Origin of the sequence: uncultured Aquabacterium sp., assembly GCF_947366995.1 — a bacterium.
Lineage (GTDB): Bacteria > Pseudomonadota > Gammaproteobacteria > Burkholderiales > Burkholderiaceae_C > Aquabacterium.
In genome coordinates, this window is the sequence record NZ_CANBCC010000025.1 from 23,225 (window position 1) to 47,757 (window position 24,533).

19 protein-coding genes are annotated in these 24,533 nt (G+C 66.8%); 12 read left to right on the forward strand and 7 right to left on the reverse strand.

Annotation, left to right across the window (positions count from 1 at the left end):
- Window positions 1–7: 7 nt before the first annotated feature.
- The 5 genes from Q0Z44_RS08840 to Q0Z44_RS08860 all read right to left on the reverse strand — a co-directional run bounded on the left by Q0Z44_RS08840 (window position 8) and on the right by Q0Z44_RS08860 (window position 8,834).
- Complete coding sequence (locus Q0Z44_RS08840; RefSeq protein ID WP_298011820.1) at window positions 8–1,063, reverse strand: porin; 1,056 nt, start codon at window positions 1,061–1,063, stop codon at window positions 8–10.
- Window positions 1,064–1,215: 152 nt separating this feature from the next.
- Window positions 1,216–2,265 carry a porin gene (locus tag Q0Z44_RS08845; protein ID WP_298011821.1) on the reverse strand — a complete coding sequence of 350 codons (1,050 nt, stop codon included), beginning with the start codon at window positions 2,263–2,265 and terminating at the stop codon, window positions 1,216–1,218.
- Between the two features lie 359 nt (window positions 2,266–2,624).
- Window positions 2,625–4,499 (reverse strand): DNA helicase RecQ, encoded by a 1,875-nt coding sequence (gene recQ / locus Q0Z44_RS08850; RefSeq protein ID WP_298011837.1) that lies wholly within the window; start codon window positions 4,497–4,499, stop codon window positions 2,625–2,627.
- A gap of 100 nt (window positions 4,500–4,599) precedes the next feature.
- Window positions 4,600–7,413: a phosphoenolpyruvate carboxylase gene (gene ppc, locus Q0Z44_RS08855; RefSeq protein WP_298011822.1), complete on the reverse strand. Its 2,814-nt coding sequence runs from the start codon at window positions 7,411–7,413 to the stop codon at window positions 4,600–4,602.
- Between the two features lie 209 nt (window positions 7,414–7,622).
- Window positions 7,623–8,834, reverse strand: a complete 1,212-nt coding sequence (locus tag Q0Z44_RS08860; RefSeq protein ID WP_298011823.1) for a carbohydrate porin — start codon at window positions 8,832–8,834, stop codon at window positions 7,623–7,625.
- Between the two features lie 220 nt (window positions 8,835–9,054).
- On the opposite strand from Q0Z44_RS08860, the gene Q0Z44_RS08865 reads away from it, so the two are divergent.
- The 8 genes from Q0Z44_RS08865 (at window position 9,055) to Q0Z44_RS08900 (ending at window position 18,497) form a co-directional block, all read left to right on the forward strand.
- Complete coding sequence (locus Q0Z44_RS08865; RefSeq protein WP_298011824.1) at window positions 9,055–9,447, forward strand: SirB2 family protein; 393 nt, start codon at window positions 9,055–9,057, stop codon at window positions 9,445–9,447.
- A 126-nt stretch (window positions 9,448–9,573) separates the two neighbouring features.
- On the forward strand, window positions 9,574–10,362 hold the full coding sequence (locus tag Q0Z44_RS08870) for an SDR family NAD(P)-dependent oxidoreductase (RefSeq protein ID WP_298011826.1): 789 nt from the start codon (window positions 9,574–9,576) through the stop codon (window positions 10,360–10,362).
- 13 nt (window positions 10,363–10,375) lie between these two features.
- A complete protein-coding gene (locus Q0Z44_RS08875) occupies window positions 10,376–11,560 on the forward strand; it encodes a thiolase family protein (RefSeq protein WP_298011827.1) in 1,185 nt (394 codons plus the stop codon).
- 74 nt (window positions 11,561–11,634) lie between these two features.
- On the forward strand, window positions 11,635–13,257 hold the full coding sequence (locus tag Q0Z44_RS08880) for a carboxyl transferase domain-containing protein (RefSeq protein ID WP_298011828.1): 1,623 nt from the start codon (window positions 11,635–11,637) through the stop codon (window positions 13,255–13,257).
- A gap of 8 nt (window positions 13,258–13,265) precedes the next feature.
- Complete coding sequence (locus Q0Z44_RS08885; protein WP_298011829.1) at window positions 13,266–14,165, forward strand: enoyl-CoA hydratase-related protein; 900 nt, start codon at window positions 13,266–13,268, stop codon at window positions 14,163–14,165.
- A gap of 19 nt (window positions 14,166–14,184) precedes the next feature.
- A complete protein-coding gene (locus Q0Z44_RS08890) occupies window positions 14,185–16,323 on the forward strand; it encodes a biotin carboxylase N-terminal domain-containing protein (protein WP_298011830.1) in 2,139 nt (712 codons plus the stop codon).
- 2 nt (window positions 16,324–16,325) lie between these two features.
- Entirely contained in the window at window positions 16,326–17,237 is a 912-nt protein-coding gene (locus Q0Z44_RS08895) for a hydroxymethylglutaryl-CoA lyase (protein WP_298011831.1), read from the forward strand.
- 69 nt (window positions 17,238–17,306) lie between these two features.
- Window positions 17,307–18,497, forward strand: a complete 1,191-nt coding sequence (locus Q0Z44_RS08900) for an isovaleryl-CoA dehydrogenase (protein WP_298011832.1) — start codon at window positions 17,307–17,309, stop codon at window positions 18,495–18,497.
- A 6-nt stretch (window positions 18,498–18,503) separates the two neighbouring features.
- On the opposite strand, the gene Q0Z44_RS08905 is transcribed toward Q0Z44_RS08900, so the two are convergent.
- The gene (locus tag Q0Z44_RS08905; RefSeq protein WP_298011833.1) at window positions 18,504–19,271 is read right to left on the reverse strand and encodes a class II glutamine amidotransferase; all 768 of its coding nucleotides are present in this window, start codon (window positions 19,269–19,271) and stop codon (window positions 18,504–18,506) included.
- A gap of 189 nt (window positions 19,272–19,460) precedes the next feature.
- Here Q0Z44_RS08905 and ssb point away from each other — a divergent pair, with 189 nt between their 5' ends.
- The gene (gene ssb / locus Q0Z44_RS08910) at window positions 19,461–19,994 is read left to right on the forward strand and encodes a single-stranded DNA-binding protein (protein ID WP_298011834.1); all 534 of its coding nucleotides are present in this window, start codon (window positions 19,461–19,463) and stop codon (window positions 19,992–19,994) included.
- Window positions 19,995–20,310: 316 nt separating this feature from the next.
- Here ssb and Q0Z44_RS08915 read toward each other — a convergent pair whose 3' ends face one another.
- On the reverse strand, window positions 20,311–21,318 hold the full coding sequence (locus tag Q0Z44_RS08915) for a DUF4113 domain-containing protein (RefSeq protein ID WP_366517593.1): 1,008 nt from the start codon (window positions 21,316–21,318) through the stop codon (window positions 20,311–20,313).
- 311 nt (window positions 21,319–21,629) lie between these two features.
- Here Q0Z44_RS08915 and Q0Z44_RS08920 point away from each other — a divergent pair, with 311 nt between their 5' ends.
- From Q0Z44_RS08920 to Q0Z44_RS08930, 3 genes are read left to right on the forward strand one after another with little or no spacing between them, the layout of a single operon-like run.
- Complete coding sequence (locus Q0Z44_RS08920; RefSeq protein ID WP_298011835.1) at window positions 21,630–22,577, forward strand: tyrosine-type recombinase/integrase; 948 nt, start codon at window positions 21,630–21,632, stop codon at window positions 22,575–22,577.
- Window positions 22,574–24,067, forward strand: coding sequence for a site-specific integrase (locus Q0Z44_RS08925; protein WP_108402562.1), 1,494 nt, complete (start codon window positions 22,574–22,576; stop codon window positions 24,065–24,067). Before Q0Z44_RS08920 ends, Q0Z44_RS08925 begins: the two co-directional genes overlap by 4 nt.
- Window positions 24,064–24,501, forward strand: coding sequence for a hypothetical protein (locus Q0Z44_RS08930; protein WP_298011836.1), 438 nt, complete (start codon window positions 24,064–24,066; stop codon window positions 24,499–24,501). The genes Q0Z44_RS08925 and Q0Z44_RS08930 overlap by 4 nt, the downstream gene beginning before the upstream one ends.
- Window positions 24,502–24,533: the final 32 nt, after the last annotated feature.

Below are 24,533 nucleotides of genomic sequence, written 5' to 3' on the forward strand. Positions count from 1 at the left end.
GGCGCGATCAGAAGGCGTGGCGCAGACCGACCACGTAGCTGTGGCCCTTGTTGAAGCCCGCCAGCTTCTCGTTGTCGAGCATGTAGGCCACATAGGTGTCCGTGCGCTTCGACAGGTTGTGGTTGTAGGCCAGCGTGAAGATCCCGTGCGAGGTGCGGGGTGTGGTGCCCCCCTCGACCGGCTTTTCCTTGCTCAGCCCATACGACGCGAGCACCTTGCCAGCGGTCGTCACGGGCACGCTGGTTCCCAGTTGCCACAGCGTCGTGGCGATGCGCGCGCCGTTGCTGAAGCCGCTGTTCTCGATCTGCCCGTACTGCGCGAAGAACTTCGCAAACCCCGCGTCATACGAGGCGCCGGCCATGCCGAAGGTCTGCGTCTGGCCTTCCGCAAAAGCCGCCTTGGGTGCCTGCGCCGAGCGCACGGTCTGCCAGGCCCCGCCCACCGAGAATGGCCCCGACGCATAGCGGGCCAGCACCGCGTAGCTGCTGCGCTGGCTCTTGTCGGTGGTCTCACCGGCCTGGGCCGACACCGTGGCACTGAAGCCCGAGAGGTTGGGCGTGCTGTAGCTGACGGCGTTGCTCCAGCCCGAATCGCCCTTGTCGTTGCCCCATGAGCCGTCGAAGGTGAGCCGAACCGCAGGCGACAGGCCGAAGGCGCCGCCAAACGGGTTGTACGAGATGACGTTCAGGTACAGCAGGTTGATCTGCCGCCCCACTGTGACCGTGCCGAAGTCACCCTGCACATAGAGATTGGCTGCACGAGACCAGAACGGGTCGGACGAACCGAAGCGCCCGGACGCGCCGGTGTCGGGACGCAGAAAGCTCTCCAGCACGAAGCCGGCCTTCAGCCCGCCGCCAAGGTCCTCGACGCCCTTGAAGCCGATGAAACTGGTGGTCATCTGGTTGCCGTCCACCTTGGTGGTGCGGACGTCGGTCTTCGCGCTGGGCTCGAACGAACCGACCGCGAGGTCGATGACGCCATAGACGTTCACTGACGACTGCGCCGAGGCGACGGTGCCCAACGCCATCAGGGCGACCGGGACGATGTACTTCTGGAGGGACATGGACAGGTGACTCCGTATCTGAGTGGATGCCGTTCACCGCCTTGGTGAACTGTATACAGATTTGCAGGAACCATGCCGCACCGAAAACGAACAAGGCGCCCCGGAGGGCGCCTTGTGTGGGGATCAGGTCAGCTCAGACGAGCTGCGCCGGATCAGAAGTTGTGGCGGATGCCGACGGCGAGCGACTGGCCAGATTGCAGGCTGGTCACGCGGTGATTCGAGAACACGCCGTACACGTCGGTGCGCTTCGACAGGGTGTAGTCATAACCCAGCGAGAAGACTTCGTCCTTGGTGGTGACGTCGGCAGCCGTCTTGTTCTTCAGCTGACCGAACGAGGCCAGCACGGCCGCCTTGTCGGTGACGGGCACGGACACGCCCAGCTGGTAGATCTTGTCCTTCACTTCGGCGGCGGTGGTGTCCTTGATGGCCGTGTACTGACCGAAGGCCTTCAGGAAGCCGAAGTCATACGAAGCACCCAGGTTCCACAGCTTTTCATTGGCGGTGTAGGCCGTGAGCGACGGCTGCGTGGTACGGCCGCCCTTGACGTAGGTCAGCGTGGCCGCGAACGGGCCGGCCGCGTAGGTGGCAGCGGCGGTGTAGCTGTTCTTGTTGGCCGAGCCGGTGGCTTCCTTCAGGGCAGCCTGGGCCACGAAGCTCAGGCCCGAGAAGTTGGGCGACTCGTAGGTGATCGAGTTGACCCAGCCGGTGTCGAAACCGACGCCGGCGCGGGAAATCGGAGTCTGGCCCAGGTAGCTGAAGTGGCGCATCGTGGGCGAGAAGCTCATCGACGAACCGAACGGGTTGTAGGTGTAGCCCGAGGTGAACAGCGGGTTGTCGTACTGACCCAGTGCCACCTTACCGAAGCCGCCGCTCAGGGCGATGTTCGAAGCACGGCCCCAGAAGTTGCCAGCGTTGTTGTTCAGCGTCTGGCCGGTGTCGACGGCGATGAAGCTTTCCAGCGTGAACTCGGCCTTCAGACCGCCGCCCAGGTCTTCGACGCCGGCAAAGCCGATGAAGGAGGTCGTCATCGCGCCGCTGCGGACTTCCGTCGTGCGGGTCGACTCGCCCTTCTCGTGGGCACCCTCAAACGAGCCCAGGCCCATGTCGACCAGGCCGTACACCTTCAGGCTGGACTGGGCTTGGGCAGCGCCGGCGGCGGCAGCCAGGGCGGCCAAGGCCACCAGGGTCTTCTTTGCAAACATCGAGTTCTCCTAGCAATGAGATGAACGAATTTCGATCCGGATAAACACGCTGGCAGGCGTGTCAACGACGAAACCATTGTGAGACGGAATGTCCACGGGGGGTGTGTTAAGCAAAGGTCGGGCCACCTTTCGGAGGGCCAAATAGCCGGTTTTTGCGGCGTGCACACCACATTCATGCGATTTCGCATACGAATTTAGGACATCCCGCAGTGAGTCCAAACGTTTTCATCAACTTGCCATCCTGCGGCCGGTAACGTCGAGAACCGCCCCGAACAGCGCACCGGAAGGCGCTCAATGTCCGGTCGATGGAAGGGGCATTGCACCAAAATGCGGCGCTCACGCCCCACTCGGGGGCGGATTCAAGCCCGAAGCACAGCGAGGATCTGGTCGCCGTAGGCTTCCAGCTTCTTGGCACCCACACCGCTGATGGTGGCCAGCTCGCCCAAGGTCTGGGGTGCCACGCGCGCCATGTCGGCCAGCGTCGCGTCGTTGAAGACGATGTAGGCCGGCAAGTTGTGTTCGCGCGCCACGCCGCCGCGCCAGGCCTTGAGGGCGTCGAAACGTTCCAGCGCGTCGCCGGTCAGGTCGGCGGCTGCGGCCGGCTTGCTGCCCGTCCGGGTGGTCTTGCTGCGGCGCGGTGCATCGGCCGCTTCACGCAGCGTGAGTTGCACCTCACCCTTCAGCACGGCCCGCGCCGAGGCGGTGAGCGCCAGCGTGTTGAACTCGCCTTCGGCCACCACGTGGCCCAGCGCAACGAGTTGGCGCAGCACGGCGCGCCACTGGTTTTCGCTCAGGTCGGCGCCCACGCCATAGGTGCTCAGCGCCTCGTGGCCGTACTGGCGCACCTTGTCGGTCTGCTTGCCGCGCAGCACGTCGATCAGGTGGCCGGCACCGAAACGCTGCTGCCCATGCTGCCAGAAGCGGTAGATGCAGCTGAGCATCTTGCGCGCGGCCTCGGTGCCGTCCCAGGTGGCGGGCGGACGAAGGCAGTTGTCGCAGTTGCCGCAGGGCGCGCTGTCTTCGCCAAAGTAGCTCAGCAGGCGCACGCGGCGGCAGTCGTGGGCCTCGGCCAGGGCCAGCAGCGCGTCGAGCTTGCCGCGCTGGATGCGCTTGAAATCGTCGGTGGCCGGGCTCTCGTCGATCATGCGGCGCTGGTTGACCACATCGGCCAGGCCGTAGGTCAGCCACGCATCGGCCTCGCCGCCATCGCGCCCGGCACGCCCGGTCTCCTGGTAGTAGCCTTCGATGTTCTTGGGCAGGTCGAGGTGGGCTACGAAACGCACGTCGGGCTTGTCGATACCCATGCCGAAGGCCACGGTGGCGACCATGACGAGCCCCTCTTCACGCAGGAAGCGGTCCTGATGGCGCTGGCGCACGCCGGCATCCAGGCCGGCGTGATAGGGCAAGGCCGGCACGCCCTGGTCGGACAACCAGGTGGCGGTTTCCTCGACCTTGCGGCGACTCTGGCAGTAGACGATGCCGGCGTCGCCCGGGTGTTCGTCTCGGATGAAGCGCAGCAGTTGCTGGCGCGGGTTGTCCTTCTCGACCAGCGTGTAGCGGATGTTGGGCCGGTCGAAGCTGCTGATGAAGACGCGCGCATCCTGCAACTGCAAGCGCTCGATCATGTCGGCGCGGGTCTGGTCGTCGGCAGTGGCGGTCAGCGCCAGGCGCGGCACATCGGGGAAGCGCTCGTGCAGCATCGACAGCTGCAGGTAGTCTTCGCGGAAATCGTGGCCCCACTGGCTCACGCAGTGAGCTTCGTCAATGGCGAACAAACTGAGCAGGCCGCGTTCGTGCAGGCTGGCCAGCTGGGCCTGGAAGCGCAGGTTGGTGACGCGCTCGGGGGCGGCATAGAGCATCACCAGCCGGCCCGACATCATCTCGCGCTCGATGCGCTGGGTGTCTTCGAGGCTCAGGGTGCTGTTGAGGAAGGCGGCGTGCACACCGACCTCTTCCAGCGCGCCGACCTGGTCGTGCATCAGCGCGATCAGCGGCGAGACCACCACCGTGACCCCCCGCCCCTGGCGATGCCGCGCGATGGCGGGCACCTGGTAGCACAGGCTCTTGCCGCCACCGGTGGGCATCAGCACCAGGGCATCCCGCCCTTCGGTGACGTGTTCGACGATGGCCGCCTGCTGGCCGCGGAAGGCGTTGTAGCCGAACACCTCGTGGAGGATGTCCAGCGGTTGGGCGCTGCCGGCGCCGGCGGGCTTGGCGGAGGACTCGTCGGTCAAGGAAAAGGGATGGGCGGGCACGGGCCGTATTGTGGGCCCTGCGCCCGCCCGGCTGGCACCCCGCGAAGGGCGCCCTCCTGCGGCGGAGGGGGAAACCCGTTCAGCCGCTGTTGCGCAGCCCCTGGGCCAGGCCGTTGATGGTGAGGTGGATGCCGCGCTGCACGCGCTCGTCCGGCTCCTCGTTGCGCTGCTGGCGCTCGCGGAAGCTCTGCAGCAGCGTCACCTGGAGGTGGTTCAGCGGATCGAGATAGGGGTGGCGGTCGGCGATGTGGCGTTGCAGTTCCGGATGGCGCTCCAGCAGCGCGGTCTGCCCGGTGACGGTCAGCAGGTGGCGCACGGTGCGGGCGTGCTCAGTCTGGATGCGGCCGAAGATGGCCTCGCTCAGGGCCTTGTCGCTGACCAGCCCGGCGTAGCGTGAGGCGATGGCCAGGTCGGACTTGGCCAGCACCATGTCCATGTTGGACAGCAGGCTCGACAGGTAGGGCCAGTTGGCGTGCATGGCCTGCAGGCGCTGCTGGCCGGCTTCACCGTGCTTCTGCACATAGGCCTCGACCGCGCTGCCGAAGCCGTACCAGCCGGGCAGCATGATGCGGCACTGGGCCCAGCTGAACACCCAGGGGATGGCGCGGAGGTCGTCGATCGACGTCGACTTCTTGCGCGAAGCCGGGCGGCTGCCGATATTGAGGTGGGCGATCTCGGCAATGACAGTCGATTCCCAGAAGAACTGCTCGAAGCCCGGGGTCTCGTAGACGAGATTGCGGTAGGCCGCGAACGCGGTGGCCGAGAGTTCCTCCATCACGTCGAGGTACTCGGGCGGGACATCCTTGTTGGGCGGCAGCAGGCTCGCGGTCAGCGTGGCGGCCACCAGCACCTCGAGGTTGCGGCGGCCGGTTTCGGGCTGGCCGTACTTGGCGGCAATCACCTCGCCTTGCTCGGTCAGGCGAACCTGTCCTTGCACGGCGCCGGCGGGCTGCGCCAGGATGGCCTGGTAGCTGGGGCCGCCGCCGCGGCCGACGGAGCCCCCACGGCCATGGAAGAGGCGCAGGCGCACGCCGTGGCGCGCAAAGACCTCGACCAGACCGATCTCGGCCTTGTAGAGCTCCCAGCCGGAGGTGAGGAAACCGCCGTCCTTGTTCGAGTCGGAATAGCCGAGCATCACTTCCTGCACGTCGCCGCGGCTCTTGAGCAGCGCGCGGTACAGGGGCTGCGACAGCAGCGCGTCCATGATGTCCGGGGCGGCGCGCAGGTCGCCGATGGTCTCGAACAGCGGGACGATGTTGACGGCGAGCGTGGGCGCATCGGCGCCGCGGGCGGGCTTCAGCAGGCCGCACTCCTTGAGCAGCACGGCCACTTCCAGCAGGTCGGACACGCTGGCGGTCTTGCTGATGATGCACTGCGCGATCGACTGGCTGCCGTAGCGCTGGTGCGCCAGTTGGGCCTGCTGGAAGATGGCGATTTCGCCCCGGCTCAGCTCGCTGTAGTCGATGTGGGGCGAGTACAGCGGGCGGGCGGTCTGCAGCTCGTCGAGCAGGCGCGCCACGCGCTGGTCTTCCGGCAGCGACAGGTACTGCGAGCCCGGCTCGGCGGCTTCGAGCAGGTCGGCAATGACCTGCTCGTGCACGTCGGAGTTCTGACGCAGATCGAGCGGGGCCAGGCTGAAGCCGAAGACCTGCACGGCGCGGCGCAGTTGGCGCAGGCGCCCGCGGGTCAGCGACACGGAGCCGTTGGCCTTGAGCGAACGGTGGATGACGTTGAGGTCGGCGAGCAGCTCGGCCGCGGTCTCGTAGGCCGGCGCCTCGCCCAGGGCCGGGCGCGCCGGCTTGCGGCCGACCAGCTGCTGGTAGGTGGCGGCCAGACGGGCGTACAGGCCGCTGATGGCGCGGCGATACGGTTCGTCCTGGCGGTGCTGGGACTGGTCGGGCGAGCGGGCGGCCAGGTTCAGCAGCGCTTCGGACGGGTTGGCCAGCAGCGCCGAGATCGACAGCTCGAGCCCGAGGTTGTTGAGCTCGGCCAGGTAGTGGCGCAGCACGCACTCGGCCTGCATGCGCAGGGCCGAATCCAGCACCTGCGCGGTGACGAAGGGGTTGCCGTCGCGGTCGCCACCGATCCAGCTGGCCACATGCAGGAAGTTGGGCAGCTCAAGCTCGTCGGCCTGCGGCGCGCGGGCCTGCTTGAGGTCGGCGCGCAGGCGGTCTTCGAGGTGGCTGTACAGGCGCGGCACTTCGCGCAGAAAGGTGCGCTCGTGAGTTTCCAGGCTGTTGGCGACCTCGTCGAGCACCGACAGCTTGGTGGGGCGCAGCAGGCGGGTCTGCCACAGTGTCAGCACGATGCGGCGCAGTTCCTCTTCGGATTCGGCGCGCTCTTCCGGCGTCTGTGGGGTCAAGTCACGCTCGCGCAGCAGTCGCGCGAGCTGCATCTGTTCGTGCAGGATGCTGTGGCGGCGGACTTCGGTGGGGTGGGCCGTCAGCACCGGGGCGATCTGCGCGTGAGCGATGAGGTCGAGCACCTGCTCGGCGTCGAGCCCTTCGGCCGCAAAGCGCCCTAGCGCATGTTCGAGCGTGCCTTCGGTGGCCGCGTTGCCGGTCAGGGCCGCCTGCCGCTGGGTGCGGATCTGATGCTGGTCTTCAGCGATGTTGGCCAGCAACGAAAAGTAGCTGAACGAGCGGATCACCTGCAGCATCTGCTCGCGCGAGAGGCTGTCGAGCGTGGCTTCGAGCGCCTGGCGCGCGGCCTGGTCGTCGGCGCGGCGGAAGCGCACCGAGTGTCGGCGGATCTGGTCGACGAGCTCGTAGGTGGCTTCGCCGTGCTGTTCGCGCACGGTGTCACCAAGGACACGGCCCAGCAGGCGGATGTCTTCCCTCAGGGGGTGGTGAGGGTCTTGGGAAGGGGCGGATTCGTGGTCGGTCGAATGCATGTGCCGGGTCTCTTGTGAAGGCGGGGACATGGAAAACAGGGGTTGTGCGCGCAGCGCCCCGACATGTTATGCGGCGTGGTGCAGCAAGCCGCGGGCCCTCCATAAAAAAAGCCCCCGCGCGCGCCAGCAGCGTGCACGGGGGCAGGTCGGGGCCCCATCCACCCATCACGGCGGGGCCCCGTGTCACCTCAGGGTGATCCGGCTGTGGCTCAGAACCACAGTTCGGCCTGCACGCCGATCAGGGTGGCCGAGTTCTTCGACTTGTCGGTCAGGCCAGCGGGGGTCGAGCCGGCAATGCTGTAGGCCGCGTCGTTCCAGGTGATGTGGGTGGCGTAGAAACGCAGTTCCGGGCGCGACCAGAAGTCACCGTTGAGCGCCAGCGTGGGCGCAAACGTGATCTTGTTCAGGCGGCCGGTGCCGGCCACCCCGTCCTGCTTGGCCGAGGTCACGCCGATTTCGGTCAGCAGCTTGAAGTTCTGTGTGACGGCGTAGGAGACACGGCCACCCAGCGAGGTGCGGGTCACTTCGGTTTCGGCGTTGGTCAGGTCGGCGTAGCTCTTGGACCGCTCCCACACCGCCTGGGCCTGGCCACCCCACGGGCCGGACTGCCACTGAATCGAGTCGACGGCACGCAGGCCCTTGTTCTTGGTGTCGGAGAAACCACCGGTCAGCGCAGCGTGGCCGTTCGCGGCCTGCAGCCACACGGTGTTGGTCAACCCCTTCATGCCGAAGTTGGCCTGATCGTGCTTCAGCGACACCGAGAATCCGCTGCTGCCATTGACGTAGTCGCCATTGACCAGCGACACCACGGCGCGCAGCTTGCCATCGGTGCCGGTCTTGATGTCGTAGAGGTCGGCCGTCACACGGGCGGCCGTGGCCTTGGTGCCGTCCTTGGTGGTGAATTCATCGCTCGAATAAGCGTGCACGCCCAGCTTGGCGCCGCCCACGGCGATGTCATAGGCACCCGCGCCCACGTCGTTGCCGTAGTTGATGTAGAAGGTGTCGACGATGTGGACGTCGGCGCGCTGGTAGCGCTTGCCGCCCCAGAACTTCACGTTGGGCGCGAAGTCCATGCCGGCCAGTTCGATGAAGGCCTGCTTGGTCTCGTAGTTGTTCTCCGAGGTCGGGTTCGGCTTGGCCGAGAAAAGGGCCGGCATCCAGCCGAGCTTCACCGTCTGGTTGCCGACCTTCTGCTCGTGCGACAGCAGGAACTCGCCATAGAAGTCGCCCTCGTTGCCCAGACGGTACATTTGGCCGGCGCCGCCCAGGCTGTACTTGCCGTAGGTCTGCGTGGTGCCCGAAGGCTCGGCGCCCGACAGGACGGGGCCGGCGCGCAGGTAACCGTTGAATTCGAATGCCATGGCCTGGCCGGCCAGGGCGGTCGCGGCGGCGACGAGGGTCAGGCGAATGCCTTTGTTCATGGTGTGCTCCTCGGCAGGTCGGTCTGTTGGACGACCCGGTTGGTGGTGATGCGACAGGACAATGAAGAGGACCGTCTGCCGGAACCGGGGGGCTCGACGCGGGCGTCTCCACACCCGCCGCGGTCTTCTTAACAAAATCTTAATTAATTAAAGATTAATAAACGTCCGGAAGAACCCTAGGTCGGCGTCACCCGGGCGCAACGCTTCACAATCGGGCCGCATGGACTACCTGACGATCAAGACCCTTCACCACGCTGCCGTGGCACTGTCGGCCACCGGCTTCATCGCCCGCGGTGCCGGCATGCTGATGGGTGCAACCTGGGTGCGCCAGAAACCGGCGCGCGTCCTTCCCCACATCGTGGACACCGCGTTGCTTGCAACCGGCATCACGCTCGCGGTGATGCTGCGGCTGGACCCCATGCAAACGTCCTGGCTCGGCGCCAAGCTGCTCGGCCTGCTGGGCTACATCGGGCTGGGCATGGTGGCGCTGCGCCCTGGGCGGCCTCAGGCGGTGCGGGCTGGCGCCTGGGTGGCGGCCCTGCTGGTACTGAGCTGGATGGTGTCGGTCGCGATCACGAAACACCCCGGCGGCTGGCTGCGCGCGCTGGCCTGAACCCCGGCTGAGCCGCCTACGGCTCGCCCTGCCTGCGATGCCGTCAGGGTCGGGCGGGTGCCGATGGCGGTGGCCCGGGCGCGGTGCTACAACAAGGCGTCGACGGTCGATGCCTTGGGGGCCTGCATGCAGCTTCAGGACAGCGTGGTGCTCATCACGGGTGGCAGCTCGGGGCTGGGCGCGGCCACGGCCCGCATGGCTTGGCAGGCGGGCGCCCGGGTGATGCTGGCCGACAAGGCCGAGCCGCCTGTGTCGCACCCGCTGCAGGCGCTGGATCCGGAGTGCGAACGCTGGCACTGGCACGCCACGGACGTCGCCGATGCGGTGTCCGGGTCGGCCGCGGTGGATGCGGTGCAAGATCGCTTCGGCCGGCTCGACGTGCTGGTCAACGCGGCCGGCCTCGCGTGTGCCGAGCGGGTACACGGCCGCGATGGCACGCACCGCCTGGAGACCTTTCAGCGCATGCTGCAGGTCAACCTGCTGGGCAGCTTCAACATGATGCGACTGGCGGTGCCCGCGATGCTGCGCTCACCGCCGCGTCCGGCACGCGCCGAGTCCGACAGCCGGGGGGTCATCGTCTTCACCGCATCGATCGCGGCATTCGACGGGCAGGTCGGGCAGGTGGCCTATGCCGCATCGAAAGGGGGCGTGGCCGCGATGACCCTGCCCGCTGCGCGCGACCTAGCGCGCGACCGCATCCGCGTGATGACGGTGGCACCGGGCGTGTTCGACACCCCCATGCTCCGTGGGCTGCCGGACGAAGCGCGCATCAGCCTGGAGGCTACCGTGCCCCACCCCGCGCGCCTGGGCCTGCCCGCCGAGTACGCCGCCCTGGTGCACCACATCGTCGCAAACGACTATCTCAATGGCGAGGTCATCCGGCTGGATGGCGCGCTGCGCATGGGCCCGCGTTGAGAAGGAGGCTGGCATGCAGGACGACATCGTGATCCTCGCCGCACGGCGCACCCCGATCGGCGCGCTGATGGGACGCCTGGCCGAGGTGCCGGCCCCGCAACTCGGCGCCTCGGCCATCCGCGCGGCACTGGACGACAGCCGGGCACCGGCCGAGGCCGTCGACGAGGTGCTGATGGGCTGCTGCCTGATGGCGGGACTGGGGCAGGCGCCGGCACGGCAAGCCTTGTTGGGTGCCGGGCTGCCTGCGTCGGTGCCGGCCACCACGCTGACCAAGATGTGCGGCTCGGGCATGAAGGCCGTGATGCTGGCCCACGATGCCCTTTGCGCAGGCAACGGCACGCTCTACGTGGCGGGAGGCATGGAGTCGATGAGCCGGGCGCCGCACCTGTTGCCCACGGCGCGCCGGGGCCAGCGCTTCGGGCATGGTGTCACGCTCGACCACATGCTGCGCGATGGCCTGGAAGACGCATACGACGGCCAGCTGATGGGCGTGCACGCCGAGCGCATGGCACGCGAAGCCGGTCTGACCCGCGACGATCTGGACGCAGTGGCCTTGCGTTCGGTGCGGCTCGCCCGCGATGCGGTGCAGCGCGGCCTGTTTGCCGACGAGATCGTGCCCGTGTTGCTGCCCGGCAGCTCGACCACCGACCTCGCCTTGCAGGAGGACGAAACCCCCGCCACCTGTCAGCCGGAGAAGGTGCCTCGCCTGCGCCCCGCATTTGCGCCGGATGGCGTGATCACGGCGGCCAGCTCGGCCTCGATCTCGGACGGCGCGGCCGCGCTGGTCGTCTCCACCGCGAGCCGGGCGGCGACCGCCGGCTGGCCGATGATGGCGCGCATCGTGGCCCATGCCACGGTGGCGGGCGAGCCCGGCCGCTTTGCCGAAGCGCCGGTGTACGCGATCCGCAAGGTGCTGCAACGCGCCGACTGGCAGGTCAGCGACGTCGATCTGTTCGAGGTCAACGAGGCCTTTGCCGTGGTACCGCTTCTGGTACAGCGCGCCCTCGGCATCCCGGAAGAACACCTCAATGTGCGAGGCAGCGCCTGTGCGCTCGGCCATCCGATCGGCGCAACGGGGGCCCGCATCCTGGTGACGCTGCTGCATGCCCTGCGGCAGCGGGACCAGCGACGCGGCGTGGCCTCGCTGTGCATCGGCGGCGGTGAAGCCACGGCCATGGCGATCGAGCGGCTGGACTGAGGCCGGGCATCAGGGAAAGACAGGAGCCCACAACCGGCGCACACCGGCATGATGGTCTGCAAAGGGACCGCGCCATGCCTGTGCTCGACACGCAGCTCAATCCGCGATCGGAAGGCTTCAAGGCCAACGCCCGGGCCATGCAGGCGCTGGTGGATGATCTTGATGCTCACCTGGCACGCGTGGCACAAGGCGGCGGTGCCGAGGCCCGCGCCAGGCACCTGGCACGCGGCAAGCTGCTGCCGCGCGACCGCATTGCGCAGCTGCTGGATGGCGGCTCGCCATTCCTTGAAGTGGCCCCTCTGGCGGCACTCGGCGTGTACGACGACGCAGCGCCGGGCGCCGGGGTGGTGGCCGGCATCGGTCGCATCCATGGCGTGGAATGCATGGTGGTGGCCAACGACGCCACGGTCAAGGGCGGCACCTACTTTCCGCTGACGGTGAAGAAGCACCTGCGCGCGCAAGAGATCGCCGAGTCCAATCGGCTGCCCTGCGTGTACCTGGTCGACTCGGGCGGGGCACACCTGCCGCACCAGGACGAAGTCTTTCCGGACCGCGACCACTTCGGCCGCATTTTCTACAACCAGGCCCGCATGAGCGCGGCCGGCATCCCGCAGATCGCCGTGGTGATGGGATCGTGCACTGCGGGCGGTGCCTATGTGCCCGCCATGTGCGACGAAACCATCATCGTGCGGGAGCAAGGCACCATCTTTCTGGGCGGACCGCCCCTGGTGCGCGCGGCCACCGGCGAGGTCGTGAGCGCGGAAGAGCTGGGCGGCGGCGACGTGCACACGCGGTTGTCCGGCGTGGCCGACCACCTGGCCGACGACGACCGCCATGCCTTGATGCTGGCACGCCAGTGCGTGGCCCGGCTCAACCACCGCAAGCAACCCGATCTGGCCCTGCAGCCACCCAGCCCCCCGCGTCACGACCCCGACGAGCTGATGGGCCTGATCCCGCTGGACGAACAGGGCCAGACCGGCCGGCAGGCCTTCGAGGTGCGCGAGCTGATCGCCCGGTTGGTGGACGGCTCCGACTTCGACGAGTTCAAGGCCCGCTACGGCAGCACGCTCGTCACCGGCTTTGCGCACATCGAAGGCATGCCCGTTGGCATCCTGGCCAACCAGGGCATTCTGTTTGCCGAGAGCGCGCAGAAGGGGGCGCACTTCATCGAGCTGTGCTGCCAGCGCCGCATCCCGCTCGTCTTCCTGCAGAACATCACCGGCTTCATGGTGGGCCGGCAGTACGAGCACCAGGGCATTGCACGCGCGGGCGCCAAGCTGGTCACGGCCGTGGCGTGCGCCGAGGTGCCCAAGTTCACGGTGGTGATTGGCGGCTCGTTCGGCGCGGGCAACTACGGGATGTGCGGGCGGGCCTACAACCCGCGCTTTCTGTGGATGTGGCCGAACGCCCGCATCAGCGTGATGGGAGGCGAGCAAGCGGCCAGCGTGTTGGCCACCGTGCGGCGCGATGCGCTTCAGGCTCAAGGCGTGAGCTGGTCGGAGGGCGATGAGGCCGCATTCAAGGCGCCGATCCGAGCCCAGTACGAAGCGCAGGGCCACCCCTACCACGCCACCGCCCGGCTATGGGACGACGGCATCATCCGCCCCACCGACACGCGGCGCATGCTGGCACTGGGCCTGAGCGCCAGCCTCAATGCACCGATGCCCGAAACCCGCTTCGGCGTGTTCCGCATGTGAGGCCGCTCATGAGCCAAGCGCCAGACCGCTTCACGCCGGACACCGATCGACCCGCCCATGGGCCGCTGAGCATGATGTGGCCGGATGCCACCGAGCCCTGCCTGGTGCGTGTGCGCCTGGGCCGCCCCGCACAACACAACGCGCTCGACCCGGCGCTGATCACCGCCCTCACAGACGCTTTCAGGGCAATCGCCAGCGCACCACACGTCCGCGTGGTGGTCCTGGAAGCGGAAGGGGCCAGTTTCTGCGCTGGCGCCGACCTGCAGCACATGCGCGCTGCGGCGGAGCAGGACTGGTCGACCAACCACGCCGACGCCCAGGCGCTGGCTGCGATGTTCCACGCGGTGGCCAGTTGCCCCGTGCCCGTCATTGCCCGCGTGCAAGGCGCCTGCTACGGCGGTGGCGTCGGCCTGGTCGCCTGCGCAGACATCGCCGTGGCCATCACATCGGCCACGTTCAGGCTGTCGGAAGCTGCGCTGGGCCTGATCCCGGCCACCATCAGCCCTTACGTCGTTCGCGCAGTGGGCGAGCGTACGGCGCGGCGCTGGTTCATCACGGCAGAGACCATCGATGCCCGCCGCGCACAGGCTCATGGACTGGTCCATGAGATCGCATCCGATGAAGCGACCCTCGACGCGACGGTGAGCCGGATCGCTGGCACCATCGCGCGCAACAGCCCGCAGGCCGTTCGCTCCTGCAAGCGGCTGGTGGACGAAGTGACAGGCCGCCCCATCGACGCCTCGCTGCGCGACCTGACGGCCCGTCGCATTGCCGATGCCCGCGCAAGCTCGGAAGGGCGCGAAGGCATTCAAGCCTTCCTGCAGCGCCGTACGCCAAACTGGCTGGAAGCCGATCGCCTGCATCGCAGCTCGCTGCGCGACGACGGCGCCGACGAGCTCAACGACTGAGCCAGGGGAAACGCAAGCGATGTTCCGCACCATCCTGATCGCAAACCGCGGAGAGATCGCGTGCCGCATCGCCGCCACGGCGCGCCGCCTGGGTGTGCGCACCATCGCCGTCTACACGCCCGATGAAGCGCAGGCCCGCCATGTGCAGACGGCCGACGAGGCATGGCCCTTGCCCTGCGCCGATGCGGGCGATCCGCGCGCGGCCTGGCTGAACGGTAAGGCTTTGATCGAGATCGCCCGGCGCAGTGGGGCCGAAGCGATCCACCCCGGCTATGGCTTCCTCAGCGAGAACGCTGTTTTCGCCCAGGCCTGTGGCGAAGCCGGTCTGGTGTTCATCGGCCCACCGGCCGAGGCGATCGCCGCCATGGGCAGCAAGGCCGCCGCCAAAGCCTTGATGACCGAAGCCGGCGTGCCGCTCGTGCCCGGCTACCACGGCGAGGCGCAGGATGAAGCCACCCTGACCGCCGAAGCCGAACGCATCGGCTACCCTGTTCTGATCAAGGCCACGGCCGGCGGCGGTGGGCGCGGCATGCGGGCCGTGCACCAGGCGGCCGACTTTGCGGCGGCGCTGGCATCGTGTCAGCGCGAATCGCAAGCCAGCTTTGGCGATGCACGCGTGCTCATCGAGCGGCTGGTGGAGCGGCCCCGCCACATCGAAGTGCAGGTCTTTGCCGACACCCAAGGCCATTGCGTACACCTGTTCGAGCGCGACTGCTCGATCCAGCGCCGCCACCAAAAGGTGCTGGAAGAAGCCCCCGCCCCCGGTCTGCCCGCCGCCGTGCGAGCCCGCATGGGCCAGGCGGCCATCGCAGCGGCGCGCAGCGTGGGCTACGTGGGCGCCGGCACGGTCGAGTTCATCTGCGAAGCCGACGTGGCGGACACCAGCCGCTTCTGGTTCATGGAAATGAACACGCGCCTGCAGGTCGAGCACCCGGTCACGGAGGCCATCACCGGTCTGGACCTCGTGGAGTGGCAACTGCGCGTGGCCGCCGGTGAAGCCCTGCCCTTGCGTCAGGAGCAGATCACGCTGCGTGGCCACGCCATCGAAGCCCGGTTGTGCGCCGAGCAACCCGAGCAGGGCTTTCTGCCGGCCACCGGTCCGATCACCGTGTGGCAGCCCCCGCCCCACGGGGCTTTCCAGATCGCCCCGGTACGGTTGGACGCCGGCATCGGCGAAGGCGACGCGATCGGCCCGCACTACGACGCCATGCTGGCCAAACTCATCGTGTGGGGCGAGGACCGCGCCACCGCCCTGCGGCGCCTGCAGCAGGCGCTCGACCACCTGCACGTGGCCGGGCTGCCGCACAACCTGGCCTTCCTGCGCCGGCTGGCGCGGCACCGGCGGTGGCTGCATGCCGAACTGGATACCGGACTGATCGCCGCGGAAGCCGATGCGCTGCTGCACCCGGAGCCCATCTGCGATCTGTGGGTGGCCGCCGCCTGGGTGGCAGGGCAATGGCTCGGCGCGCATGCCTCATCGGCCATCGCACCCGGATCGTCGGCACGGGCAGACGACATGCGGCCTGCCGGCTCTGTAACACCGAGAACCGGCTGGCGAGACCCGTGGTCGGCCTCCGACGCCTGGCAGATGAACGGCGCCCGCACCACACGCCACACGCTCCAAAGCGGCGACCGGTTGATCGACCTGGCGTGGACGCGCAGCGGCAGCGAACACACGCTCCAGGTGGGCGAAGCCCGCGCCCGCCTCGTCCTGCACCGCCACAGCGACACGCAGGTCAGCAGCACACTTACCCCGACACACCTCGGCCCCCACCCCGACGGCACGACTCCGACACCCACACCGCCGGTCGAGGCCACCACACACCGCCTGCACCTGTACGCGCGCGGCGGTGCCAGGCATGCCTTCTGTGCCGACTGGCCGCAGGTCCATCCCTTGACCGTGCGCGAGCGTCCACCGGCAGCATCCCAGACACAAGACGGCGGCCACGCGAGGCTCACGGCCCCCATGCCGGGCCGCGTGGTGGCCCTGCTGGTGGAAGCCGGGCAACACGTGAAGGCCGGCACGCCGCTGGCCGTCACGGAAGCGATGAAAATGGAGCACACCCTCTGCGCACCGCGCGATGGCACCGTGGCCCAGCTGCGCTGTGCCGTGGGCGACCCGGTCGCAGAGGGCGATGAACTCCTGCGTCTGGATTGAACATGCTGCCCACCCACGTCACCCTCGTCGATGTCGGCCCGCGCGATGGCCTGCAGAACGAGGCCGCCCCGGTTTCTGCCGCCACCAAGATCGAACTGGTTCACCGCCTGCAGGCCGCCGGCCTGCGCCAGATCGAAGCCACCAGCTTCGTCAGCCCCAAGTGGGTGCCGCAGATGGCCGATGCCGCCGAGGTCATGGCCGGCATCCAGCGCCAGCCCGGGGTGCGCTACAGCGTGCTCACGCCCAACATGAAGGGCTTCGAAGGCGCGCTGGCTGCCGACGCCGATGAGGTCGTGGTGTTTGCCGCTGCCAGCGAGGCCTTCAGCCAGCGCAACATCAACTGCAGCATCACCGAATCCATTGCACGCTTCCAGCCCGTGGTGGCGGCCGCCCATGCCCATGGCATGCGGGTGCGCGCGGCGGTGTCGTGTGCGCTGGGCTGCCCCTACCAGGGCGAGGTCGCGGTCGACGATGTGGACGACGTGGTCGAACGCCTGCTCGGCATCGGCTGCGACCACATCGGCATCGCCGACACCATTGGCGTGGGCACGGCCGGCCAGGTGCAGCGCGTGATGGAGCGGGCCCTGCAGCGCGTGCCGGTGGCCGAGCTCAGCGGCCACTTTCACGACACCTACGGCCAGGCACTGACCAACATCCACGCCTGCCTGCAGCTGGGCGTCCACACCTTCGACACCAGCGTGGCCGGTCTCGGTGGCTGCCCCTATGCCAAGGGCGCCACCGGCAACGTCGCCACCGAAGACGTGGTCTACCTGCTGCACGGCCTGGGCATCGCCACCGGCATCGACCTGGACGCCCTGGTGGACACCGCCGATTTCATTTCCCGCGCGCTGGGCCGCAAGCCGGTCTCGCGCGTGGCCAACGCGCTGCTGGCCAAGCGACCGCCGGCTGGCTGAAACAGGCTCATGTGCTGAGCCTGTCCGCCGTCATGGTCGCCGCCCGCCGTGACAACACGAGGAGACGCCATGGACCTGCCCGGACTGCAACACCACCTCGGTGACGAGATCGACGCGCTGCGCGACGCCGTGCAGGCCTTCGCCCAGCGCGAGATCGCGCCGCACGCCGCCCGCATCGACCGCGACGACGCCTTCCCGGCCGACCTGTGGCCGCGACTCGGTGAACTGGGCGTGCTCGGCCCCACGGTCAGCGAAGCCCACGGGGGCGCCGGCCTGGGCTACCTCGCCCACCTCGTCATCATGGAAGAGATCAGCCGCGCCTCGGCCTCGGTGGCGCTGAGCTACGGCGCACACAGCAACCTGTGCGTCAACCAGATCCACCGCCACGGCACCGAGGCGCAACAGCGCCGCTACCTGCCACCGCTCATCAGCGGCCAGCACGTCGGCGCGCTGGCCATGAGCGAGCCCGAGGCCGGCTCCGATGTGGTCAGCATGCGGCTGAAGGCCACGCCGCACCGCCGCGACGGCGTCGATGGCTTTCTGCTCGACGGCAGCAAGATGTGGATCACCAACGGCCCCGTGGCCGACACGCTGGTGGTCTACGCCAAGACCGACATGGAGGCCGGCCCGCGCGGCATCACCGCCTTCCTGATCGAGCAAGGCACGCCGGGTTTTCGCGTGGCGCAGCGGCTCGACAAGCTCGGCATGCGCGGCTCGCCCACGGGCGAGTTGGTGTTCGAGCAGGCCTTCGTGCCGCGCGAGCAGGTGCTGGGCGAGGTGGGCGGCGGCGTGAAGGTGCTGATGAGCGGCCTGGACACCGAACGCGCCGTGCTCTCGGGCGGGCCCATCGGCATCATGCAGGCCGTGCTCGACAACGTGCTGCCCTATGTGCACGACCGCCACCAGTTCGGCCAGGCCATCGGCCAGTTCCAGCTGGTGCAGGCCAAGGTGGCCGACATGTACACCGCGCTGCAGGCCGCACGCTGCCTGGCCTACACCGTGGCGCGCAACCTCGATGCCGCCGGCCCGGGCGGGGCACGTCACCTCCGCAAGGACTGCGCCGCGCTCATCCTGTGGACGGCCGAGCAGGCCACGCGCGTGGCGGGTGATGGCATCCAGCTGCTTGGCGGCAACGGCTACATCCACGACTACCCGATGGGTCGACTCTGGCGCGATGCGAAGCTCTACGAGATCGGTGCGGGCACGTCCGAGATCCGGCGCACGCTGATCGGGCGGGAGCTGTTCGACGCGACAGCCTGAGGGCCCTCAGCCCGCGGCCAGGCCCACCGGCTCGCCACCCACGAACGCCAGCAGCTCGCCAGGCTGCATGGCCACCCAGGGCTCGTTCGTCGTGAGCGGCTGCGTGGCGATCACGGCCACGCGGTCGCCGGGCTCGGTGTGCTCGGCAAAGTTCAGCGCCATGTCCTGGTCCTGCAGCTGGGCCAGGCCGAAGGGGTGCCGGCGCACCAGGTAGTGCAGGTGCGTCGAGCAATGCGTCCACAGCGCATCGCCCTGGCTCAGCATGAAGTTGAAGGTGCCGTGGCGCGCGATCTGGGGCACCAGCTCCTTCAACGTCAGCGTCAGCTCGGCCACCGGCGGCATCGACGCGTGGCTCTTGGCCAGTTCCTGCATCAGCCAGCAGAAGGCGCGCTCGCTATCGGTGTCGCCCACGGGCTGGAAGCTGCCGTGCAGGCGCGGCTGGTAGTCGACCAGGTTGCCGTTGTGCGCAAACACCCAGTGCCGGCCCCACAGCTCACGCATGAAGGGATGGCAGTTCTCAAGCGACACGACGCCCTGCGTGGCCTTGCGGATGTGGGCGATCGCATGGCGGCTCTTGATCGGATAGTGCTTGATCAGGTCGGCCACGGGCGACACGCGGGCCGCCTGGTGGTCGACGAACAGGCGCACGCCCCGCCCTTCGTAGAAGGCGATGCCGAAGCCGTCACCGTGCTCGGTCGAGCGGGTGGCGAAGCCGGAAAAACTGAAAACGATGTCGGTGGGCGTGTTGCAGTTCATGCCCAGCAGCTGGCACATGCGGCGGCTCCTGCGAAGTAGCGGCCGGCAGGCCGCCGGGGAAGTGTAAGTCGCGTAGGCGCCCTCCCCACACCGGGTGACCCCAGCGGGGGATGCCGGGGGGATGTGCGGGGCGCAGGGGCCGGCGATAATGCACAGGCTTAACAAACGGCACCCTTTTTAACCAACCATCTCTCTGCAGGAGCGGCCATGGCCTCCATCAACAAAGTCATCCTCATCGGCAACCTGGGTCGCGACCCCGAAGTGCGTTACACCCCCAACGGCGCTGCGGTGTGCAACGTCTCGGTGGCGACCACGCGCAACTGGAAGGACAAGAATTCCGGTGACAAGGTGGAGGAAACGGAATGGCACCGCGTCGTGTTCTATGACCGCCTGGCCGAGATCGCCGGCGAGTACCTGAAGAAGGGCCGCCCCGTGTACGTGGAAGGCCGCCTGAAGACCCGCAAGTGGCAGGACAAGGACGGCAAGGACAACTACACGACCGAGATCGTTGCCGAACAGATGCAACTGCTCGGCGGCCGTGAGGGCGGCAGTGGCGGTGGCTATGGCGGTGGCGCACAGGGCAGCGGCTACGGCGGCGGCCAGGGCGGCGGCGACGACTTCGAGCAGGCGCCCCCCGCCCGTCCGGCGGCTCGCCCGGCGCCTGCCCCCCGTCCGGCACCCGCACCGGCCCCCAAGTCGTCGACCGGGTTCGATGACATGGACGACGACATTCCCTTCTAGGATTTACCTTTGCCTAGATGGTAAACAAAAGGCCCTAAGTGCTTGTCGCTTGGGGCTTTTTTCTTGTTGACGAGGTTCTTAGGGCTTGGAGTGTTCTGCAGGCTACAAGCTACTTTTCAAGACTTGTAAACAACTCCAACAGATCTGCATTACGGAAGCACCCGTGAAGCTGGATCAACAGGTCACATTCCTACCAGGATCGACCGACACCTTCTGGCCATGGTTCTTCGGCTTACGGTCAAGTCGGGTCCCCGGGGCAAATGTCACAAGTGTTTGTCGCCTATCGCCTCGGGTACGACAGACAAGGCGGCGCAAGCTAAGCCCGCGCCACGGGTACCTGGTGCCAATCGGTCGTGTACCTGGGCGTGCGCCTGACTTGCTTCATGGCCCAGGTGTCTGCCCCTTGCTCGATGCCTGAGCTGCCCAGCAGCAAGGTCCGCTTGCCAAAGCGATCGTTGACCTGGTCCATGGCCACCATCAAGCGATAGCGGTCACGTTGCTCAGCGACGGCGTCTTCAAAGCCCAACTCGCCCTGAACCACGGTGTCTGGGATCAGGTCCAGCAACATGACGCCGGCCTTGGCCAGCTTGTAGCCGGGCTGATAGATGGCCTTCAAGCCCATGAGCGCGGCGTTGGTCAGCTCAGTCGTGTCGGCCGTGGGTCGGCGCAGCGGCACCACGATGCTGCGCGAGTAGCGCGGCCCATCCCGGAAGGGTGAAGTCCTGGCAAACACCAGCACCTGGCCTGCCAGGTGGTGCTGCCGCCGCAGCTTCTCTGCGGCCCGGGTGGTGAACTCGCTGATGGCCTCTTGAAGGTGCTTCAACTCGGTCACGGGTTGGCCAAAGCTCCGGGTGCAGGCGATCTGCTGTTTGGGGGCGGGCACGTTGTCCAGGTCGATGCATGGCTCGCCGCGCAGCTCGCGCCAAGTGCGCTCCAGCACCACACCCCATTTGCTTCGCACCAAGTCACCGGGCAACTGCACGAAGTCGTGCACGGAGTACACACCCACGGCCTTGAGCTGGGCGCTCAGCTGCCGACCCACGCCCCACACTTCTCCCACCTCAGTGGCCGTGAGCACCTCGCGCAGTTGCTCGTCGCTCAGCGCAGCGAGGTTGCACACCGTGGCCAGCTCGTCGGGGTACACGCCTGGCTTGCGCTCTGCCGTCTTGGCGATGTGATTGGCCAGCTTCGCCAGGGTCTTGGTGCCCGCGATGCCGATCCCGCAGGGGATGCCGATCCATTGATGAATGCGGGCGCGGATCTTCCAGGCCCGGTCCACCAGGTCACCCCTGACACCGTCCAGCCCAATGAAGCTTTCGTCGATTAAGAGGTACCATGGCTAGTGTTGCATTTCACTTAGAGGGAAAGCTCTGTACGTAGAGGTATCCCCAACCGTTATCTCCAGTGCTCGTCCGTACTCAAGCAGTTCCTGAACATGTCATCGTTGACCCCGTGAGACACATGCCAAGACTATGGTCCACGGCGTGGTCCCTAGGCCTCACGAGTAGTTCTCAGGCGACCAGCACGCGAAAGCTGTACCTCCAGCATCTGGACAGCTTTTATCGGTACTGTGACGAACGCTTCGGTGCCGACGCCTTCGACGAGGGTATGAGCACTCGGGACGCTGAGGGCGTGATGCTCATGGTGGAGTCGTTCTATCTAACGACAACCTCCGACCCGGCCTACAACACGACTGATGTTCAGCGGTGGGGCGTAGTCAGAGCATTCGTGCAATCGCTGGCCAAACGCTTAGCGCCTAGTAACCCAGAGTGGGCCGCAGCTGCTTCTATGCTGGCAGCCATGGGCAGGATGCGCGCCCCCCGTCTCGGTGGCTTCCGCTTCATTCGTGCGCTGCCGAAAACAACGCTGCTGGACCTCCTTGAGGTAGCGCATCCCAGCTCGCCTCGAAATCCTTTCAAGGGGTATCAAACGCGCGTGCGGAACTGGCTCATCGTCAACCTAATGCTGCTGGCTGGGCTCCGTCGTGGCGAAGCACTGCTGTTGGCCTGTGACTCCTTGAAGGAAGACGTGGACCCGGAGTCAGGAGAGGTGGTTCGTTGGCTTGACATCACCACGGTGTTCGAGAACGATCCGAGGTCGACCACGCCACGCATCAAAACTCTGGAATCCCACAGGCAAATTCCGGTGTCAGAGGACTTAGCTCTGCTCTACCAGCACTTCGCCGCCGAGCATCGACCTACCGATGCCGGACATGGTTTCCTACTGACCACCAAGGCGGGGGCCCCGCTCTCTGCCGAGGCACTAAGTAAGGTCTTCAGGAAACTGACGGATGCCCTGGCACCCGAGGCAATCCAAAGCCTCTTCGATAGATCTGGCGGCAAGACGAACATTTCGCCTCACGACCTGCGACACACCTGCGCCACGGCCAGATACACGATGTTTATGGAGCTGAACCCCGACCGCGAGTTGGCAATCCAACGGATGCGGGCGTTCTTCGGATGGTCAGCGAGGTCAGCCATGCCTGAGCACTACGCACGTGCGGCGATTCAGGACGACTTGATGCAAGCATGGAACACACTGTTTGCTGAAAAGACTAGTCTTATGCGGGGGATTTCTGCGTGAACCACGCCATTGAAATCGCCCTCCCGCAACCTCAGTCCGAGCATGGTGGGAAATCTCCCTTGGACTGGAAGTGGCCCGCTGCCCCCGCGTTGATGACCCTTTTCGACAAGTATTCCGGACGGGAGTCGGTGGTGAGGTTGGCGGACCGTCACTGGGAGGTCTTTGCAGCTGGCAGCACGGTACGGCTGGAGTTCGCCGAGGGTCAAGTTGGCGAATTACAGCGAGCGCTTGTTCTGCTGACACGACGGGCGTCCTCCCCAGCACCATTCCGGACCTTCGCCAACGTCCTCATAGCCAAATGGCCAGCCATCTTGGAACTGCTCGCTACCCCTGCGGAAAAGCTGCGAGAGACCTGGACCACTGTGCTGAGCCACCCGCTGGAGACGAACGTCGCGAAGGCCGTGTTGAAGCTAGCTTGCAAGGCTGGCGCCGGCCACTGGCGAGCAGTTCACATGCCTCTCGTGAAGAGCTTGGACACCTTCGTGAAGGAAGGCCTCCGGCAGAACAAGCGAAGCATAGGCAAGAGAGAGCGTGTGGCTTCCGTTGACGCCCAGGCAGCTATTGTTCGAGTTCTGGATGCGGCGGCGAGCGAGGACGACTTGACCGACAGACAGGTGGAGGGCGCTGTCGCACTGCTTATCACCTACCAACACGGTATGCGACCAGTTCAGGCGCTGTGCCTCGACGTGACGCATGTCCGCTTCTTCCGTGATGCAAGCGACGACCTTGCTTGCGTGCTCTCGTTCCATGCTGCAAAGCAAACACCAGGCAACGAATTCGAGTTGCTACGCCAAGTCAAACCGGAGTGGGTTCCGCTCGTCGCGAGGCTGCACGCGACGGCGCTCGCTCACGGGCGGCAGCGGCTATTCAACGCAACCGGACCAATTACCTTCTGGGACAGGGCAGTGGTTCTCTGTAAGCGGTTCTCCGTGCAACTGGACAGCACGGCGCGCTCGCTCCGTCACACCGGGGCGCAAACGCTCGCCGATGCGGGGCATGATAGGGCTAGCATCCAAGCGTTCCTCGGCCACAAGAGCGCAGAGGCCGCGTCGCACTACATCCGGGCAAGCTTCAAGCAAGCCGAGCTCATCAACACGGCGCTCGGTGCGTCGAAACTCTACAACAGCCTCTTGGACATATCGACCGGCAGTTTCGTCTCAGCCGACGAGATACAGCTGGCTCCTGAGGACCAGCAGATTGGCGCTGTGGTGGGGTATCGGCTGGTTGCTGGCGTGGGACTGTGCAAAGCGGGTCAGAGCAGCTGCGCCTACAACCCGGTGACGTCTTGCTATGGCTGTCCGAAGTTCATGCCATCCCTAGACCGGGAATCCCACGTCGAAGCTATCGAAGGGATGCGCGACCAAGTCCGCCTGTACCTAAAGCAGGGAATCTCCGATGAGACGCCGGCCTACCGGCAACTCACGCGCGCGCTGGCGGGGGCGCAGCAGGCGTTAACCCTGATTGATGACCGACCCAAGAACCACGGATGACCATCCACATCCTCTCGCCTCAACTGACGCCACCGCCGCAGGCCTATCTGAGCTTCATCGACCGGATGCGTCGTGTCGCTTCATCGCACGGACTTGACTGGCACATCGAACTCGACAGCAACGGCGCCGCCACGTCTAACACGGACTGGGACTTACGCAAGTTGAACAAAAGCCATGACCTCCACGTCCCTGGAAGTTGTGGCTTTGCGGTGTCGCGCGACCTGACCGCGATGGCGGCCTCAACTGGATGGCACCCCAGCCAATTGCCGGAAGGCGCGGTGCTCGGTGAAGACGTGCAGGACTTCATCAAAGCCCTAATCGTCGAGCACTGCAGCAGCGGCCGCTCGACCGGCGACACACAACAAATAGCCAGAGCTGCTCGTCGCCTCTTCTCTCTGGTTCGATGCCCGCCTGAATCGCCCCGGAATCTCTAGACGCTTGTGAGCCTCAAACTACTGGCCAAGAA